The sequence below is a fragment of the Kitasatospora sp. NPDC051705 genome, from assembly GCF_044453265.1.
Lineage (GTDB): Bacteria > Actinomycetota > Actinomycetes > Streptomycetales > Streptomycetaceae > Kitasatospora.
This window is the reverse complement of record NZ_JBITCO010000035.1, coordinates 34468-51195: the sequence shown is the minus strand read 5'-3', so window position 1 is coordinate 51195 and position 16728 is coordinate 34468. Positions and strand designations below refer to the sequence as shown.

The following is a 16728-nucleotide window of genomic DNA, read 5'->3' as shown; positions in this document are numbered from 1 at the left end:
GCGCCCGTGCAGGCCTCCGGGCCCCGGGAGGGGCCTCAGCCGTCGTGTCCGCCGGCGGCGGCGACGGCCTCCTCGACGGTGGCGTTCCCGGCGACCAGTTCCAGCGTCCGTCCGGCCGTGCCCGGTTCGTGCAGCAGCGCCGCGAGGACGGCGGCCACGTCGGCCCGGTCGACGGCACCGCGGGCGACGGAGGGGGCCAGCCGGACCAGGCCGGTGCCGGGGCCGTCGGTGAGCCGGCCGGGCCGCAGCACCGTCCAGTCCAGGGTGGTCCGGGCCCGGACGGCGTCGTCGGCGGCGCCCTTGGCCCGCAGATAGGTCTCGAAGACCTCGTCGGCGGGGTGGTGGGCGTTGGCGTCGGCGCCCATCGAGGAGACCATCAGGTAGCGCCGGACGCCGGCCAGTTCGGCGGCGTCGGCGAGCAGGACGGCGGCGTCGCGGTCGACGGTGTTCTTGCGGGCGGTCCCGCTGCCCGGTCCGGCGCCGGCGGCGAAGACCACCGCGTCGGCGCCGGTGAGCAGTTCGGCGAGCCGGGGGGCGGTGGTGGACTCCAGGTCGAGCAGCAGCGGCTCGGCGCCGGCCGCGGTGAGGTCCTGGGCCTGTTCGGGGCGGCGGATGATCCCGGCGGGCCGGTCGCCGCGGGCGGCGAGCAGCCGTTCGAGCTTCAGCGCGATCTGTCCGTGTCCCCCGGCGATGACGGTACGCATGGCTCCGACGGTAGCCCGGGGCGGGTGTCCCCGTCCTGCGGAGCGCGGTACCGCGCTCAGTACCGGACGAAGGTCCCGAGCGCGCTGCTCGAACGGAGCCCGTGGGCCGGCCGGCGGCCCGCGCGGAGGCGCCGTCCCGCGGGAGGGCGGGGGAGTGCGGTCCGGTCGGGGAGCGCCCCGGGGGCGCGGATCCGCCGGACGCGGCCTGGGCAGGGCCCGGGGCAGGACACAATGGGCGCATGACTTCGCTCGCCCACCCGCAGCTGCGCTTCACGCCCACCGTGCAGGACCCCTCCGGCCCCCGGGAGCTGGTGATCCTCGGTTCCACCGGGTCGATCGGCACCCAGGCCATCGACGTGGTGCTCCGCAACCCGGACCGCTTCCGGGTGGTCGCCCTGTCGGCGGCCGGCGGCCGGGTGGAGCTGCTGGCCGAGCAGGCGCTGCGGCTGGGCGTGCACACGGTGGCGGTCGCGGACCCGGCCGCGGAGCCGGCGCTGCGCGCGGCGCTGACCGCGAAGGCGGCGGGTGCGCCGCTGCCGACCGTGCTGGCGGGCCCGGACGCGGCGACCGAGCTGGCCGCCGTGGAGTGCCACTCGGTGCTGAACGGCATCACCGGCTCGATCGGTCTGCGCCCGACGCTGGCCGCGCTGGCGGCGGGCCGGGTGCTGGTGCTGGCCAACAAGGAGTCGCTGATCGTGGGCGGCCCGCTGGTGAAGGCGGTGGCGAGGCCGGGGCAGATCGTCCCGGTGGACTCCGAGCACGCCGCGCTGTTCCAGGCGCTGGCCGGCGGCACCCGCGCCGAGGTCCGCAAGCTGGTGGTGACGGCCAGCGGCGGCCCGTTCCGCACCCGCAGCCGCGAGCAGCTGGCCGGGGTGACCCCGCAGGAGGCGCTGGCGCACCCGACCTGGGCGATGGGCCCGGTGGTGACGATCAACTCGGCCACCCTGGTCAACAAGGGCCTGGAGGTGATCGAGGCGCACCTGCTGTACGACGTGCCCTTCGACCGGATCGAGGTCGTGGTCCATCCGCAGTCGGTGGTGCACTCGATGGTGGAGTTCACCGACGGTTCGACGCTGGCGCAGGCCAGCCCGCCGGACATGCGGATGCCGATCGCGCTGGGCATGGGCTGGCCGGACCGGGTGCCGGACGCGGCCCCCGGCTGCGACTGGACCAAGGCCGCGACCTGGGAGTTCTTCCCGCTGGACGACGAGGCCTTCCCGGCGGTGGAGCTGGCCCGCGAGGTCGGCACGCTGGGCGGGACGGCACCCGCGGTGTTCAACGCGGCCAACGAGGAGTGCGTGGAGGCCTTCCTGAAGGGCCGCCTGGCCTTCACGGGGATCGTGGACACTGTTGCCAAGGTCGTCGCGGAGCACGGGACGCCCGGGTCGGGAACTTCCCTGACGGTCGAGGACGTCCTGCACGCGGAGGACTGGGCCCGCGCCCGGGCCCGCGAGCTCGCGGCGGGCTGACGGCGGCGGTCCGGCGGTCCGGGTCGCGCCCGCCCGGGTGGGCCCGTGCCGGTACCGGCACGGGCGCGACTGCGGTAAGACAAGACGAAGAGCGGAGCGGCATGACGGAGGAGCAGCGGTGGCAACGGTGATGTGGGTGGTCGGCATCCTGGTCTTCGTGGTCGGGTTGCTGATCTCGATCGCCTGGCACGAGCTGGGCCACCTGTCCACGGCCAAGCTGTTCGGCATCCGGGTGCCGCAGTACATGGTCGGCTTCGGTCCGACGGTCTGGTCGCGGAGGAAGGGCGAGACCGAGTACGGCTTCAAGGCGATCCCGCTGGGCGGCTACATCCGGATGATCGGGATGTTCCCGCCCGGCGAGGACGGCCGGATCACCAAGCGCAGCAGCTCGCCCTGGCGCACGATGATCGAGGACGCCCGGGAGGCCTCCTACGAGGAGCTCCAGGAGGGCGACGAGCAGCGGCTGTTCTACACCCGCAAGCCGTGGAAGCGGATCATCGTCATGTTCGCCGGGCCGTTCATGAACCTGGTGCTGGCCTTCGGCCTGTTCCTGACGGTCATGATGGGCTTCGGCGTCAAGACCGCGATCCCGACCATCGGTTCGGTCGCGCAGTGCGTCGTCAAGGCCGGCCAGCCCACCGACGTGTGCCCCGCCGACGCGCCCAAGACCCCGGCCAACGAGGTCGGCCTGCGGCAGGGGGACAAGGTCCTCTCCTTCGGCGGCGACCGGATCCACGACTACGACCAGCTCCAGGCGGACATCCGCAGGTCGGCCGGGCAGAAGGTGGACATCGTCGTCCAGCGGGACGGGCAGCAGCTCACCCTGTCGCCCGTCATCGCCGTCAACGACGTGCAGAAGTACGACGACCGGGGCCTCCCCCTCAAGGGCCAGACCGTCCAGGCGGGCTTCCTCGGGTTCACCCCCGGCCAGGGGGTCGTGCGGCTGGGCTTCGGGCAGTCCGTCGACCGGATGTACGACATGGCCGAGGGCGGCGTGAAGTCGCTGGCCGCCCTGCCCGGGAAGATCCCCGGTCTGTGGAACGCGGTCGTCGGTGACGCCCCGCGCGATCCGGACTCCCCGATCGGCATGGTCGGCGCGGCCCGGGTCAGCGGCGAGCTGGCCAACCTGGACCTCCCCGCCGAACAGCGGGTGGCGATGTTCGTCAACCTGCTGGCGGGCATCAACCTGTCGCTGTTCCTGTTCAACATGCTGCCGCTGCTGCCGCTGGACGGCGGTCACATCGCCGGTGCGGCCTGGGAGGCGGTCCGCCGACGGCTCGCACGGATGTTCCGCCGGCCCGATCCGGGACCGTTCGACGTCGCCAAGCTGATGCCGGTCGCCTACGTCGTGGCCAGCATCTTCATCGGCTTCACCCTGCTCGTGATGGTCGCCGACCTGGTGAACCCGGTGAAGATCGGCTAGGGCGTTCGGGTACGGCGGGTGTGCTGGGCCCCTGCGCCGTGCCGTACCGTGGAGGCCGGGTGCGCGATCGAGGCGCGCCCGGCCTCCGCCGTCCCGACGGCGGGGCGGACGACCACACCTCAACCCCGGGGAACCCTGCGCACATGACCGCGATCTCGCTCGGTATTCCGTCCCTGCCGCTCAAGCCGCTGGCCAAGCGCCGCGTATCCCGGCAGATCATGGTCGGCAACGTCCCGGTCGGCGGCGACGCCCCGGTCTCGGTGCAGTCGATGACCACCACCGTCACCTCGGACATCAACGCCACGCTGCAGCAGATCGCCCAGCTCACCGCGTCCGGCTGCCAGATCGTCCGGGTGGCCGTCCCCTCCCAGGACGACGCCGACGCGCTGCCGATCATCGCCAGGAAGTCCCAGATCCCGGTGATCGCGGACATCCACTTCCAGCCGAAGTACGTGTTCGCCGCGATCGACGCCGGCTGCGCCGCGGTCCGCGTCAACCCCGGCAACATCAAGGCCTTCGACGACAAGGTCGGCGAGATCGCCAAGGCGGCCAAGGACGCCGGCGTCCCGATCCGGATCGGCGTCAACGCCGGCTCGCTCGACAAGCGCCTGCTGGAGAAGTACGGCAAGGCCACCCCCGAGGCGCTGGTCGAGTCGGCGCTCTGGGAGTGCTCGCTGTTCGAGGAGCACGACTTCCGCGACATCAAGATCTCGGTCAAGCACAACGACCCGGTCGTGATGATCCAGGCCTACCGCCAGCTCGCCGCCGCCTGCGACTACCCGCTGCACCTGGGCGTCACCGAGGCCGGCCCCGCCTTCCAGGGCACCATCAAGTCCGCCGTCGCCTTCGGCGCGCTGCTCGCCGAGGGCATCGGCGACACCATCCGGGTCTCGCTCTCCGCGCCGCCGGCCGAGGAGATCAAGGTCGGCATCCAGATCCTGGAGTCGCTGAACCTGCGCCAGCGCGGCCTGGAGATCGTCTCCTGCCCGTCCTGCGGCCGCGCCCAGGTCGACGTCTACAAGCTCGCCGAGGAGGTCACCGCCGGCCTGGAGGGCATGGAGGTGCCGCTGCGCGTCGCCGTCATGGGCTGCGTCGTCAACGGCCCCGGCGAGGCCCGCGAGGCCGACCTCGGTGTCGCCTCCGGCAACGGCAAGGGCCAGATCTTCGTCAAGGGCGAGGTCATCAAGACCGTCCCCGAGTCGAAGATCGTCGAGACCCTGATCGAGGAGGCCCTCAAGCTCGCCGAGCAGATGCAGGAGGACGGCGTCGAGGCCGGTGCGCCGACCGTCGTCGCCGCCGACTGAGCAGGTGGGGTCCGCGCGGGTCCGCCGCGCGCTGTTCTTCCGGAAGCGGGGCCGTCCGTGCGCGGACGGCCCCGCGGCCGTAGCCGGGTGGGGCCACGGAGTAGGGTGCGGCCAGAGTCGTCTCAGTGAGGTGCTGTCTCGATGCTCGATCGAGGTGTGATGCTCCCCAGCTCGTTCCAGGCCGCGCGCGCCCTGGCCACCACCCGCGTGCTGGAGCCCCCGGACCTGGCGGACGCCCTGGAGATCCTCCACCGCGACCCGGTCGCCAACGCGTTCGTCGCCACCCGGGTCGAGGCGGTGGGTCTCGACCCCTGGCGGCTCGGCGGTGAGATGTGGGGCTGGTACGACGGGGACGGCGCGCTGGCCGCGCTCTGCTACGCCGGGGCCAACCTCGTCCTGGTCAACGCCGGGCCCGAGGCCGTGGCCTCCTTCGCCGAGCGGGCCCGCCGACAGGGCCGGCGCTGTTCCTCGATCGTCGGGCCGGCGGAGTCCACCGCGGCCTTCTGGGCGCTGCTGGAGCGCAGCTGGGGCCCGGCCCGGGACGTCCGCGCCCACCAGCCGCTGCTGGCCACCACCGCGCCCTCGGCCGAGATCGCCCCGGACCCGCTGGTGCGGCGGGTGCGGCGCAACGAGGTCGAGGCGCTGATGCCGGCCTGCGTCGCGATGTTCACGGAGGAGGTCGGGGTCTCCCCGCTGGCCGGCGACGGGGGCCTGCTCTACCAGGCCAGGGTCGCCGAACTGGTCTCCACCGGGCGGTCGTTCGCGCGGTTCGGGGAGGACGGCCGGGTCGTCTTCAAGGCCGAGATCGGCGCCGTCACCGAGGGCGCCTGCCAGATCCAGGGTGTCTGGGTGGCGCCCGAGCACCGCGGCCAGGGGCTCTCCGAGACCGGCATGGCCGCCGTCCTCGGCATCGCGTTGCGCGAGGTCGCGCCGGTGGTCTCGCTGTACGTCAACGACTTCAACCTGCGCGCCCGGGCCGCCTACCGGCGGGTGGGGTTCCGCGAGGTCGGGGCGTTCATGAGCGTGCTGTTCTGAGCCCTTCCGCGGGGCCGGCGGTCCGGTCCGGTCCCGCGCGGTCCGGTTCCGATCTTCGCCCGCGCCACGGCCGCGCGGGTAGTAACGTCCGGAGCATGGATCAGCTGACCGGGGTGACGATCGAGGCCATCGACCTTGCGGCCTGGGCGCCGACGGCGCTGGAGGTCCAGGCCGTGGCCTTCGGGCTCACCCCCGAGGAGGTCGCGGTACGGCTGCACATCGTGGGCCGGCACGCCCGCCAGCCCGGGGTGGTCGCCTTCGGGGCGATGAGCGGCGGCCGGCTGGTCGGGTTCGGCTACGGCATGCCCAACCAGCGCGAGCACTGGTGGAGCACGGTGATCGAGCCGTACCTGACCGCGCGCGGCCACGGGGACTGGCTGGACGGCGTGTTCGCCGTCACCGAGCTGCACGTGCTCCCCGACTTCCAGGGGCAGGGCGTGGGCTCGCGGCTGATCCGGGCCCTCTGCGACCGTTCCGGCCTGGACCGCAGCATCCTCTCCGCGATCGACGCGGAGACCCCGGCCCGGCGGCTCTACCGCGCGCTGGGGTACCAGGACCTGGCCCGCGCGGTGCGGTTCCCGGCCACCGACCGGCTGTACGCGGTGATGGGGGCGCGGCTGCCGCTGCGGGGGCCCGGGCCGTCCGGCCGGTCCTGACCGCCGCCCGGCGACGGGCGGATTCCGGGGCCGGCGGGTCCCGGTGCCGGCGGCGCGGCTTCAGAGCTGCCCGGCGAACTCCAGGTGCAGTTCGGCGTCCTCGTGGCGGCCGGCGGCCAGGGCGCGCAGGCCGAGGTCGACGGAGCGGAACAGGGTCCACCCGCGCAGCCGCTCCCGGTCGACGTCCAGGGCGTCGGCGAGCTGGTGCAGCCGGCGGCGGACGGCCGCGGGCGCGCCGGGGGAGCCGATCAGGGTGTCCGCGCGTTCCAGGGCGAGCCGGGCCAGGTCGTAGGCGCGTTCCCCGGCCAGCGGGCGCGGGTCGATCGCCAGCCAGGGCGCCCGGTCGGCGGCGAGCACGTTGCCGTGGTGGAAGTCCCCGTGCAGGAGGAAGGTCTCGGCCGCGGACCCGGTGAGCGCGCGGGCCGTCTCCAGGGCCTCCGTGACGAGGGGCTGCGCCTCGGCCGCGCCGGGCAGCGTGCGGTGCCGCTCCAGCCGCTGCGCGGTGTCGGCGGCCCGCTCGGCGAGGGTGGCGAAGGGGTGCCCCTCGGGCAGGGGGGTCCAGAGTCGGTGCAGCAGGCTGGTCGCCTCCAGCATGGCCTTCGCCTCCGCCAGCGAGCGCAGCGGGATGTCGCCGTGCAGCCGTTCCAGGAGCAGGACGCCCTCGGCCGGGTCCGCGTCCAGCAGCAGCACCGCGCCGCGGCCGGCCCAGTGGGACAGGGCGGCGTGTTCGTGGGCGGTCTCGTGGGTGCGCAGGCCGGCCTTGAGGACGGCGGGGGAGAGGTCGTCGCGGTGGACGTAGGCGACCAGGCTCAGGCTGCCGCCCGGGTCGAGCACCCGTTCCAGGGTGAGGTCCCAGCGGGCGAGGTGGGCGGCCACCGCGGTGGGGAGGCCCGCCAGCCACTGCCGGCCCCGGTCGCCCTCGCCCGCGGTGACGCCGCGGGCCAGCCAGGTGGGGACGGTGATCTGTGCTGCTGCTCCCGACATGCCGGCCTTCCGGTTGACGCTCCCCCGTGGGTACTGCTCCGTCCATTGTCGGTCATGCGGGTGAACTCGCAGGTCAGTGCCGCGTGGTCGGTGGCACGGGTCAGTGCGGGGGCAGGGCGGGCGGGGCGCTCAGCCCGTGCTGCCTGCGGTGGCCGGGGCGGAGGCGGTCGCCGGGGCTGACGGGGACGGGCCGGGGGGTGTGTCGGGGATGCCGGGGAAGGCCTGGTCGGGGGCGCCCCAGCGGTGGGCCCGGAGGGCGCACTCGCGCAGCGCGTCGGCGGCGGCGGTGCGCTCCGGCCCGGGGACGGCGGAGACCAGGTCGGCGTACACCGTGGTGAGCCGGGTCTCCAGGTGGGCGGCGAGCCGGCCGGCGGCGGCCGCGTCGGTGACGGCGAACGGGAGCTGGTAGCCGGCCGCGGCGGCGGAGGGGGTGGCGCCGAGCGAACCGACCAGCCGCTGCCAGGCGTCCCGGCGGGCCTCGTGCGCGGCGTAGGCGGTGCGGGCGTCGGCGCGCTGCTGGTCGTCGGGGAGCCGGGCGCCGACCACGCCGTAGCCGTAGACGGCGGCGTGCTCGGCGCCGAGGGCGCCCTGGAGGGCGGCGACGGCGCCGGGTGGGGCGGTGGCGGCCGGGCTGGTGGCGGTGGTGGGCGGGGCGGCGGCCGGCGAGGGGGAGCCGGACGGTTCGGCGGAGCCGGGGGCGGCCGGGCCGGACGGGGTGCCGGTGGGCGCGGCGGTCGGGGCGGGCGGCGGGGTGACCAGCGGGGTGTTGTCGCCGAGCGCGACGGCGTGCAGCACGTCGGAGGTGGCGATCGAGGCCAGGATCCGGGCCAGCGGCGGGCGGGCTGCGGCCAGGTCGGCGAGCCGGGTCCGGGCGGTCTGGCGTTCCAGGGCGGCCAGCGCGGCGGGGGTGCCGACGGCGGTGGCCGGCGGGGTCGCGGTCGGGCCGGGGGCCGTGCTCGCGCTGCCGGAGGTGGCCGGGGCGGCGCCCGGCGCGGGCGGGACGGAGGCGGCGGGCAGGTCGTGGGCGAGGGCGGCCCGGTGCCGGACGACCTCGGCGCGCAGCGCCGCCAGGTCCTTGTCCGCGGCCCCGGCCGGGGTGGCGAGCAGGGTGTCGTAGCCGGTGAGCAGGGTGTCCGTGGCGGCGACGGCGCGCAGGATGACCGGCTCGTCGGGGTTGGGGGCGGTGCCGCGGTCGCCGGGCGCCGCGCCGTTGCCGCCGTGTCCGCCCGTGCAGGCGGTGGCGAGGAGGAGCAGTCCGAGGGCCAGGAGGGTCCGTCGGCTGGGCGGCTGCATCGGTGTCACTCCGGGGCGTGTACGGGAGGACGGACTCCCCGCCTGCCCTCGTAGGCGTGAATGATTACAGAATCCCCATGTTTCCGGGCACTGATTCGGATCACGAAGGCCTGTCCGGACCGGTGTGAGCTTGCTCGCAGTGGGTGGCGTGCGACCGGTCGGGGGTGGTCCGGAATCGGTGGTTGGCGGCTTCACCGGCTAGGCTTTGGGCCGAGCTGCCGTGACCCGGTGCGCGCCGTACCCCGGCGCCGGGGTCGCGGCGCGACCTTCTGACAACAGCAGACGCGGCCGAGGAGTCCACCCGGATGAGCACCACCCACACCGACCGGCTGCGCGCGTTGCTGGAGCCGCTGGCCGCGCAGGCCGGTCTGGACCTGGAGGACGTCAAGGTCACCCGGGCGGGCAACCGCCGGCAGGTGCAGATCGACGTCGACACCGACGGCGGCGTGGACATGGACACCATCGCCGAGTTCAGCCGGGTGGTCGGCGAGGCCCTGGACGAGTCGGACCTGATGGGTGACGAGGCCTACCTGCTGGAGGTGGGTTCGCCGGGCGCCGAGCGTCCGCTGCTCCTGCCCCGGCACTGGCAGCGGGCCCAGGGCCGGCTGGCCGCGATCCACCTGGTCGACGGCGGGGAGATCGTCGCCCGGGTGCTGGAGGCCGACGAGGACGGCGCGCTGGTCGAGGTGCAGCCGGTGAAGGGCCGCGGCCGCCCGAAGGAGCGTCGGCTGGAGTACGCCGAGGTGGACCGGGCGCGCGTGCAGGTCGAGTTCAACCGCAAGGACGAGCAGCTCCTCGACGAGACCGCGGACTTCGCGGACGGCGACGCCTCCGAGGAGGGGGACGACGGTGCGGAGTGACCTGCGCACCGCCTGGACCATGACGAACGTGACGAAAGACGAGGAGGCGTAGCCGTGGACATCGACATGAGTGCCCTGCGCACGCTGGTCAACGAGAAGAACATCCCCTTCGACCTGCTGGTCGAGTCCATCGAGTCCGCCCTCCTCACCGCGTACCACCGCACCGAGGGCTCGCGCCGCCGCGCCCGGGTGCACCTGGACCGCAAGTCCGGCCACGTCACCGTGTGGGCGACGGAGGACCCGGCGGAGCTGGACGAGGGCGTCGAGCCGAAGGAGTTCGACGACACCCCGAACGGCTTCGGCCGGATCGCGTCCAGCATCGGCATCCAGGTCATGATGCAGCGGCTGCGCGACGCCGCGGACGACCAGACCTTCGGCGAGTACGCGGGCAAGGAGGGCGACATCGTCACCGGTGTCGTCCAGCAGGGCAACGACCCGAAGAACGTGCTGGTCGACATCGGCAAGCTGGAGGCCATCCTGCCGCCGCAGGAGCAGGTCCCGGGCGAGGACTACCGGCACGGCACCCGTCTGAAGTGCTACGTGGTCGCGGTGCGCCGCGGTGTCCGAGGGGCCTCGGTCACGCTGTCGCGCACGCACCCGAGCCTGGTGAAGAAGCTGTTCGCGCTGGAGGTCCCGGAGATCGCGGACGGCAGCGTGGAGATCGCCGCCATCGCCCGCGAGGCCGGCCACCGCACCAAGATCGCGGTCTGGTCGCGCCGGGCCGGGCTGAACGCCAAGGGCGCCTGCATCGGCCCGATGGGCAGCCGGGTGCGCGCGGTGATGGGCGAGCTGCACGGCGAGAAGATCGACATCGTGGACTGGTCCGAGGACCCCCGCGAGATGGTCGCCGCGGCGCTGTCCCCCGCGCGGGTGACCAGCGTGGAGATCGTCGACGCCGCCCAGCGCTCCGCACGGGTGATCGTGCCCGACTACCAGCTGTCGCTGGCGATCGGCAAGGAGGGGCAGAACGCCCGCCTCGCCGCCCGTCTCACCGGCTGGCGGATCGACATCCGGCCGGACACCGAGGGGCAGCCGGAGGACGGCGACCGCCCCGAGGGCGGTCACGGCCGGTCGTAATCGGGTGGCATCCACCCGGTCGTCAGTGTTGTCCTAGACGCTTCGCCAGTCCGGGCGGGATCGGCGGGGCGGCGCCATGTCCCTTCGGAGGGGTAGACTTGCCTTCGTCTGGCCGGACGCACGTCCGAGCACGCCCGGAACGCACCTGCGTGGGCTGCCGCAAGCGAGCGGCCAAGCACCAGCTGTTGCGTGTCACGGCGGTCGAGGGCGTCTGCGTCCCCGATCCCCGTGGCGCACTGCCGGGCCGGGGCGCGCACCTGCACCCCGATCCGGCCTGCCTCGACCTCGCGGTCCGCCGTAGGGCGTTCCCCCGGGCCTTCCGGCTCCAGGGCGCGCTCGACACGGAGCGGCTCCGCGGGTTCATCGAGGAGCGGACCGGCGACACCCCGGCGCCCTGAGCGCCCGGTGCGGCCGCCCGCAACGGCCGCCGCTCAGCTCAGGCGGCGGAAGAACCACCGCAACAAGCACAGTGCGCGGGCAGCCGCGCGCCGTGCCACCAGTCAGGTACCTCGCGATGTGGAAGTAGGTCGAGATTGCGATGAGCACTCGATGAGTACGCGATGAGTACGCGATGGGTACGCCCATGAAGTAGCGACGGTCCGGCGGACGAGACACCCCGGACTCATAGACAGGAGTGAAGTGGCTAAGGTCCGGGTTTACGAACTCGCCAAGGAGCTTGGCTTGGAGAGCAAGGCCGTCATGGCCAAGCTGACCGAGCTCGGTGAGTTCGTCCGTTCGGCGTCCTCGACGATCGAGGCGCCGGTCGTGCGCAAGCTGACTGACGCGCTTGGCGTTGCCCCCACCGGTGGTGGCTCCGCTGCCAAGCCGGGCCCGCGGAAGACCGCGGCGCCCCAGCCCGCCGGCGGCTCTGCCGCCGCGGGTGCACCCAAGCCGGGTGCTCCGACCCCGGGTCCGCGCCCCAGCGCGACCCCCGGTCCCCGTCCGACCCCGGCCGCCGCGGCTCCCGCCGCTCCGGCCGCCCCCGCCGCGAAGCCGGCCGGACCGACCCCGGGCCCGCGCCCGGCGGCGCGTCCCGCCGCCCCGGCGGCCCCGGCCGCGCCCGCGGCCGAGTTCTCCTCGCCGGCTCCCGCCGGTGAGACCCAGGCGCAGCGTCCGGCCGCCCCGGCCGCGCGTCCGGCCGGTCCCGCCGCCGGCGGCGGCGCCCGTCCGGGCCCGCGTCCGGCCGGCCCGCGTCCGGGCAACAACCCGTTCACCTCGGGCAGCGCCACCGGCATGGCCCGCCCCGGCGACCGCCGTCCCGGCGCGCCGGGTGCGCGTCCGGCCGGTCAGGGCGCCCAGGGCGGCGACCGTCCGCGTCCGGGCGGCGACCGTCCGCGTCCGGCCGGTGCCCAGGGTGCCGGTGCCCCGCGTCCGGCCGGTGCGCCGGGTGCCGGTGCGCCGCGTCCCGGTGGTGCCCCGCGTCCGGGCGGCGACCGTCCGCGTCCGGGTGGCCAGGGTGCTCCGGGTGCCGGTGCCCCCCGTCCGGGTGGTGCTCCGCGTCCCGATGGCATGCCGCGTCCGGCCGCGCCGCGTCCCGGCGGCCCGACCCCGTCCGGCATGCCGCGCCCGAACCCGGGCATGATGCCGCAGCGTCCGGCTCCCGGCCCGCGTCCGGGCCCCGGCGGTCGTGGCCCCGGTGGCCCCGGCGGTCGTCCGGGTGCTCCGGGCGGCGCGCGTCCCGGCTTCCAGGGCCGTCCGGCCGGTCCGGGCTCGCGCCCGGCCGGTGGCGGCGGCTTCGGCGGCCCGCGTCCCGGTGGCGGTGCCCCGGGTGGCGGCGGCGGTTTCGGTCCGCGTCCCGGTGGCTTCAGCGGCCGTCCGGGCGGCCCGGGTGCCCGTGGTGGCACGCAGGGTGCCTTCGGTCGTGGCCCGGGCGGTCGCCCGGCGCGCGGTCGCAAGTCGAAGCGGGCGAAGCGCCAGGAGTACGAGGCCATGCAGGCCCCGTCCGTCGGCGGTGTGATGCTGCCCCGCGGCAACGGCCAGACGGTCCGTCTGTCGCGCGGTGCGTCCCTGACGGACTTCGCCGAGAAGATCAACGCCAACCCGGCCGCGCTCGTCTCGGTGATGTTCAACCTCGGTGAGATGGTCACCGCGACCCAGTCGGTCTCCGACGCGACCCTCGAGCTGCTGGCCGGCGAGATGGGCTTCGTCCTGGAGATCGTCAGCCGGGACGACGAGGACCGCGAGCTGCTGGAGTCGTTCGACATCGACTTCGGCGCCAACGAGGGCGACGAGGACCAGCTGGCCCCGCGTCCGCCGGTCGTCACCGTCATGGGTCACGTCGACCACGGTAAGACCCGACTGCTGGACGCGATCCGCAAGTCCAACGTGGTGGCCGGCGAGGCCGGTGGCATCACCCAGCACATCGGTGCCTACCAGGTCGTCACCGAGGTGAACGGCGAGCAGCGCCCGATCACCTTCCTCGACACCCCGGGTCACGAGGCGTTCTCCGCCATGCGTGCCCGTGGTGCCAAGTCCACCGACATCGCGATCCTGGTGGTCGCGGCCAACGACGGCGTCATGCCGCAGACGGTCGAGGCGCTGAACCACGCCAAGGCCGCCGGCGTGCCGATCGTGGTCGCCGTCAACAAGATCGACGTCGAGGGCGCCGACCCGACCAAGGTCCGCGGTCAGCTGACCGAGTTCGGTCTGGTGGCCGAGGAGTACGGCGGCGACACCATGTTCGTCGACATCTCCGCGCGCCAGGGTCTGCACATCGACCAGCTGCTGGAGGCCGTGGTCCTCACCGCGGACGCCTCGCTCGACCTGCGGGCCAACCCCGACCAGGACGCGCAGGGCATCGCCATCGAGGCCCACCTCGACAAGGGCCGCGGCGCCATGGCGACCGTGCTCGTGCAGCGCGGTACCCTCCGCGTCGGCGACTCGATCGTCGTGGGCGACGCCTACGGCCGCGTCCGCGCGATGCTGGACGAGAACGGCAACAGCCTCTCCGAGGCCGGCCCGTCCCGCCCGGTGCTGCTGCTCGGTCTGACCTCGGTGCCCCGCGCCGGCGACAGCTTCATCGTCGTCGACGAGGACCGCACCGCCCGCCAGATCGCCGAGAAGCGCTCGGCCCGCGACCGCAACGCCGCCTTCGCGCAGCGCCGGGTCCGGGTGTCCCTGGAGGACCTGGACAAGGCCATCGCCGCCGGCTCCATCGAGCAGCTCAACCTCATCATCAAGGGTGACGTCTCCGGTTCGGTCGAGGCCCTCGAGGACGCCCTCGTCAAGCTGGACGTGGGCGAGGAGGTCGAGCTCCGGGTCCTGCACCGCGGTGTGGGTGCCATCACCGAGTCCGACGTGGACCTGGCGATGGGCTCGGACGCCATCATCATCGGCTTCAACGTGCGCGCCGAAGGCCGTGCGCGCACCGCGGCCGACAAGGAAGGCGTGGACGTCCGGTACTACTCGGTCATCTACCAGGCGATCGAGGAGATCGAGAACGCCCTCAAGGGCATGCTCAAGCCGGAGTACGAGGAGGTCCGCCTCGGCTCCGCGGAGATCCGCGAGGTGTTCCGCTCCTCCAAGTTCGGCAACATCGCCGGTGTGCTGGTCCGCGAGGGCCTGCTGCGCCGCAACGCCAAGGCCCGCCTCATCCGCGACGGCAAGGTCGTGGCGGAGAGCCTCACCATCGAGGGTCTGCGCCGCTTCAAGGACGACGCGACCGAGGTCCGCGAGGGCTTCGAGGCCGGTGTCACCCTGGGGTCGTTCAACGACATCAAGGTCGACGACGTCATCGAGACCTACGAGATGCGCGAGAAGCCGCGCTCGTAGTCGGTGGAATCCGGGGCCGGTCGACGGGTGGTATTTCCGTCGACCGGCCCCGGTCTCGCTGTGTAGGGTCCCGGTAGTCGAACGACGAAGCACCGGCCCGGTTCCGGGCGGTGCCCCCGAGGCCTTCAGGTCGGCTAGACCTGTCACACATGTTCGTGGGAACACTCACCTTCGACCTGCTGCTGGGCGACGTCCACTCGCTCAAGGAGAAGCGTTCGATCGTGCGGCCCATCGTGGCCGAACTGCAGCGCAAGTACAGCGTGTGCGCTGCCGAGACCGGGAACCAGGACCTGCACCGCAGGGCCGAGATCGGCCTGGCGGTGGTGTCCGGCGAAGCCGGGTACGTCACCGAGGTCCTGGACAGCTGTGAGCGGTTGGTCGCCGGCCGCCCCGAGGTGCAGCTCCTCTCCGCGAGGAGGCGCTACCACAACGACGACGACGAATGAGAGCTGTGGAGGCGGTCGGCGGAAGTCGCCGTTCTCACACAGATCAGGACCCGGAGCGCCCGCAAGGCCGGGCGCGGGCCGGTACTTTGGGGCGTGGGCCCCGACGGGTGCGCAGCTCACCCGGGTACCGGGCCCACTGCACGAGGAGGCAACGTGACCGACACCGCAAGGGCGCGCAAGCTCGCCGACCGCATCCAGGTGGTCGTCGCCCAGACCCTGGAACGACGGATCAAGGACCCGCGACTGGGGTTCGTGACCATCACCGACACCAGGGTGACCGGCGACCTGCGCGAGGCCACCGTCTTCTACACCGTCTTCGGTGACGAGACCGAGCGCGAGGCCACGGCCGCCGCGCTGGAGAGCGCCAAGGGCGTGATCCGCTCCGAGGTCGGCAAGATCGGGGTGCGCTTCACCCCGACGCTGACCTTCGTCGCGGACGCGCTGCCGGACAACGCCCGGAACATCGACGACCTGCTCGACCGGGCCAAGGCCATCGACGCGGCGGTGCGCACCACCGCCGCGGGGGCGGCCTACGCCGGCGACGCGGACCCGTACAAGGTTCCGGCGTCCGAGCGTGACGACGAGGACGAGTAGACATGGCGGGTGAGCCGGCGCAGGCCGCCTCGCGAGCCGGTTCGACCACGGGGGCGTCCTCCACCAGCACGGTGGAGGGTGCCCTCGCGGCGCTTCCGGGGCCGCGCGCCGAGGAGAGCGGCTTCGAGCTGCTCTGGCAGCAGGTGGTGGCGGAGATCGGGCGGGCGCGCTCGATCGACCTGATCTGCCACATCTGCCCGGACGGCGACGCGCTGGGCTCCTCGCTGGCGGCGGGGCTGGCGCTGCGCGGGCTCGGCAAGCAGGTGCGGGTCTCCTTCGGCGACGACCCGCAGATCGTGCCCGAGTCGCTGGCCTTCCTGCCCGGCCAGGAGCTGATCGTGCCGGCGGCCGACGTCCCGGACGTCCCCGAGCTGGTGCTCTGCTTCGACGTGGCCGCGGAGAGCCGCCTCGGGCTGCTGCACGACAAGGCGTTCGCCGCGCCCGTCCTGGTGGTGATCGACCACCACGCCTCCAACCCGGGCTTCGGCACCCACCAGCTGATCGACCCGACCGCCCCGGCCACCGCCGTGCTGGTCGACGAACTGCTGCGCCGGCTCGGCGTCGAGCTCGACCAGGACCTGGCCACCTGCCTCTACACCGGCGTCGCCACCGACACCGGCTCGTTCAAGTACCGGGCCACCACGCCCGCGACCCACGAACTCGCCGGGCGGCTGCTGGCCACCGGCATCCGGCACGACCTGATCTCCCGGCAGCTGTGGGACACCTCCTCCTTCGGCTACCTCAAGGTGCTCGCGGGCGCGCTCGACCGGGCCGTCTACGAACCGGACGCGGCCGGCGGGCTGGGGCTGGTGTGGACCTGGGTGCCGTACCAGGACCTGGTGCTGTTCAGCGTCACGGTCGAGGAGATCGAGGGGCTGATCGACATCCTGCGCCGCCCCGCCGAGGCGGAGGTGGCGCTGGTGCTCAAGCAGGACCCGGACGGCACCCTGCGGGGCTCCTCGCGTTCCAAGGGCGCGGTGGACGTCGCCGCGGCCTGTGCCGAGCTGGGCGGCGGGGGGCACGTCTTCGCCGCCGGGTTCAGCGCGCGGGAGGACGTGCCCGCGGTGGTCGAACGGTTCCGGGCCGCGCTGCGGCCGGTACCTTGATCACCT

The 16728-nt window shown here is 74.0% G+C and carries 15 protein-coding genes; 12 read left to right on the top strand and 3 right to left on the bottom strand.

Annotated features, from left to right (window positions below):
- Nucleotides 1-35: 35 nt before the first annotated feature.
- Entirely contained in the window at nucleotides 36-704 is a 669-nt protein-coding gene (locus tag ACIA8Q_RS30475; protein WP_360214457.1) for an NAD(P)H-binding protein, read from the bottom strand.
- Between the two features lie 239 nt (nucleotides 705-943).
- On the opposite strand from ACIA8Q_RS30475, the gene dxr reads away from it, so the two are divergent.
- From dxr to ACIA8Q_RS30450, 5 genes are all read left to right on the top strand, one after another.
- The gene (gene dxr, locus ACIA8Q_RS30470; protein ID WP_360214455.1) at nucleotides 944-2173 is read left to right on the top strand and encodes a 1-deoxy-D-xylulose-5-phosphate reductoisomerase; all 1230 of its coding nucleotides are present in this window, start codon (nucleotides 944-946) and stop codon (nucleotides 2171-2173) included.
- Between the two features lie 118 nt (nucleotides 2174-2291).
- On the top strand, nucleotides 2292-3596 hold the full coding sequence (locus tag ACIA8Q_RS30465) for a site-2 protease family protein (protein WP_360214453.1): 1305 nt from the start codon (nucleotides 2292-2294) through the stop codon (nucleotides 3594-3596).
- A gap of 143 nt (nucleotides 3597-3739) precedes the next feature.
- Nucleotides 3740-4900 (top strand): flavodoxin-dependent (E)-4-hydroxy-3-methylbut-2-enyl-diphosphate synthase, encoded by a 1161-nt coding sequence (ispG, locus tag ACIA8Q_RS30460; RefSeq protein WP_396318014.1) that lies wholly within the window; start codon nucleotides 3740-3742, stop codon nucleotides 4898-4900.
- Between the two features lie 159 nt (nucleotides 4901-5059).
- Complete coding sequence (locus tag ACIA8Q_RS30455) at nucleotides 5060-5935, top strand: GNAT family N-acetyltransferase (protein ID WP_360214491.1); 876 nt, start codon at nucleotides 5060-5062, stop codon at nucleotides 5933-5935.
- Between the two features lie 95 nt (nucleotides 5936-6030).
- Complete coding sequence (locus tag ACIA8Q_RS30450) at nucleotides 6031-6591, top strand: GNAT family N-acetyltransferase (protein WP_396318013.1); 561 nt, start codon at nucleotides 6031-6033, stop codon at nucleotides 6589-6591.
- 60 nt (nucleotides 6592-6651) lie between these two features.
- Here ACIA8Q_RS30450 and ACIA8Q_RS30445 read toward each other — a convergent pair whose 3' ends face one another.
- Nucleotides 6652-7575, bottom strand: coding sequence for an aminoglycoside phosphotransferase family protein (locus tag ACIA8Q_RS30445; protein ID WP_360214447.1), 924 nt, complete (start codon nucleotides 7573-7575; stop codon nucleotides 6652-6654).
- 129 nt (nucleotides 7576-7704) lie between these two features.
- A complete protein-coding gene (locus ACIA8Q_RS30440; RefSeq protein WP_396318021.1) occupies nucleotides 7705-8334 on the bottom strand; it encodes a ferritin-like domain-containing protein in 630 nt (209 codons plus the stop codon).
- Nucleotides 8335-9173: 839 nt separating this feature from the next.
- Between ACIA8Q_RS30440 and rimP the strand changes: the two genes are divergently transcribed.
- The 7 genes from rimP (at nucleotide 9174) to ACIA8Q_RS30405 (ending at nucleotide 16722) form a co-directional block, all read left to right on the top strand.
- On the top strand, nucleotides 9174-9728 hold the full coding sequence (gene rimP, locus ACIA8Q_RS30435; protein ID WP_360214445.1) for a ribosome maturation factor RimP: 555 nt from the start codon (nucleotides 9174-9176) through the stop codon (nucleotides 9726-9728).
- Nucleotides 9729-9782: 54 nt separating this feature from the next.
- Nucleotides 9783-10805 carry a transcription termination factor NusA gene (gene nusA / locus ACIA8Q_RS30430; protein WP_360214443.1) on the top strand — a complete coding sequence of 341 codons (1023 nt, stop codon included), beginning with the start codon at nucleotides 9783-9785 and terminating at the stop codon, nucleotides 10803-10805.
- Nucleotides 10806-10903: 98 nt separating this feature from the next.
- Nucleotides 10904-11203, top strand: a complete 300-nt coding sequence (locus tag ACIA8Q_RS30425) for a YlxR family protein (RefSeq protein ID WP_360214441.1) — start codon at nucleotides 10904-10906, stop codon at nucleotides 11201-11203.
- A gap of 241 nt (nucleotides 11204-11444) precedes the next feature.
- The gene (gene infB / locus ACIA8Q_RS30420; protein WP_360214439.1) at nucleotides 11445-14576 is read left to right on the top strand and encodes a translation initiation factor IF-2; all 3132 of its coding nucleotides are present in this window, start codon (nucleotides 11445-11447) and stop codon (nucleotides 14574-14576) included.
- A 149-nt stretch (nucleotides 14577-14725) separates the two neighbouring features.
- On the top strand, nucleotides 14726-15022 hold the full coding sequence (locus ACIA8Q_RS30415) for a DUF503 domain-containing protein (protein WP_030289887.1): 297 nt from the start codon (nucleotides 14726-14728) through the stop codon (nucleotides 15020-15022).
- Between the two features lie 153 nt (nucleotides 15023-15175).
- Complete coding sequence (gene rbfA, locus ACIA8Q_RS30410) at nucleotides 15176-15616, top strand: 30S ribosome-binding factor RbfA (RefSeq protein ID WP_360214437.1); 441 nt, start codon at nucleotides 15176-15178, stop codon at nucleotides 15614-15616.
- Between the two features lie 2 nt (nucleotides 15617-15618).
- On the top strand, nucleotides 15619-16722 hold the full coding sequence (locus ACIA8Q_RS30405) for a bifunctional oligoribonuclease/PAP phosphatase NrnA (protein ID WP_360214435.1): 1104 nt from the start codon (nucleotides 15619-15621) through the stop codon (nucleotides 16720-16722).
- The last annotated feature ends 6 nt before the right edge of the window (nucleotides 16723-16728 follow it).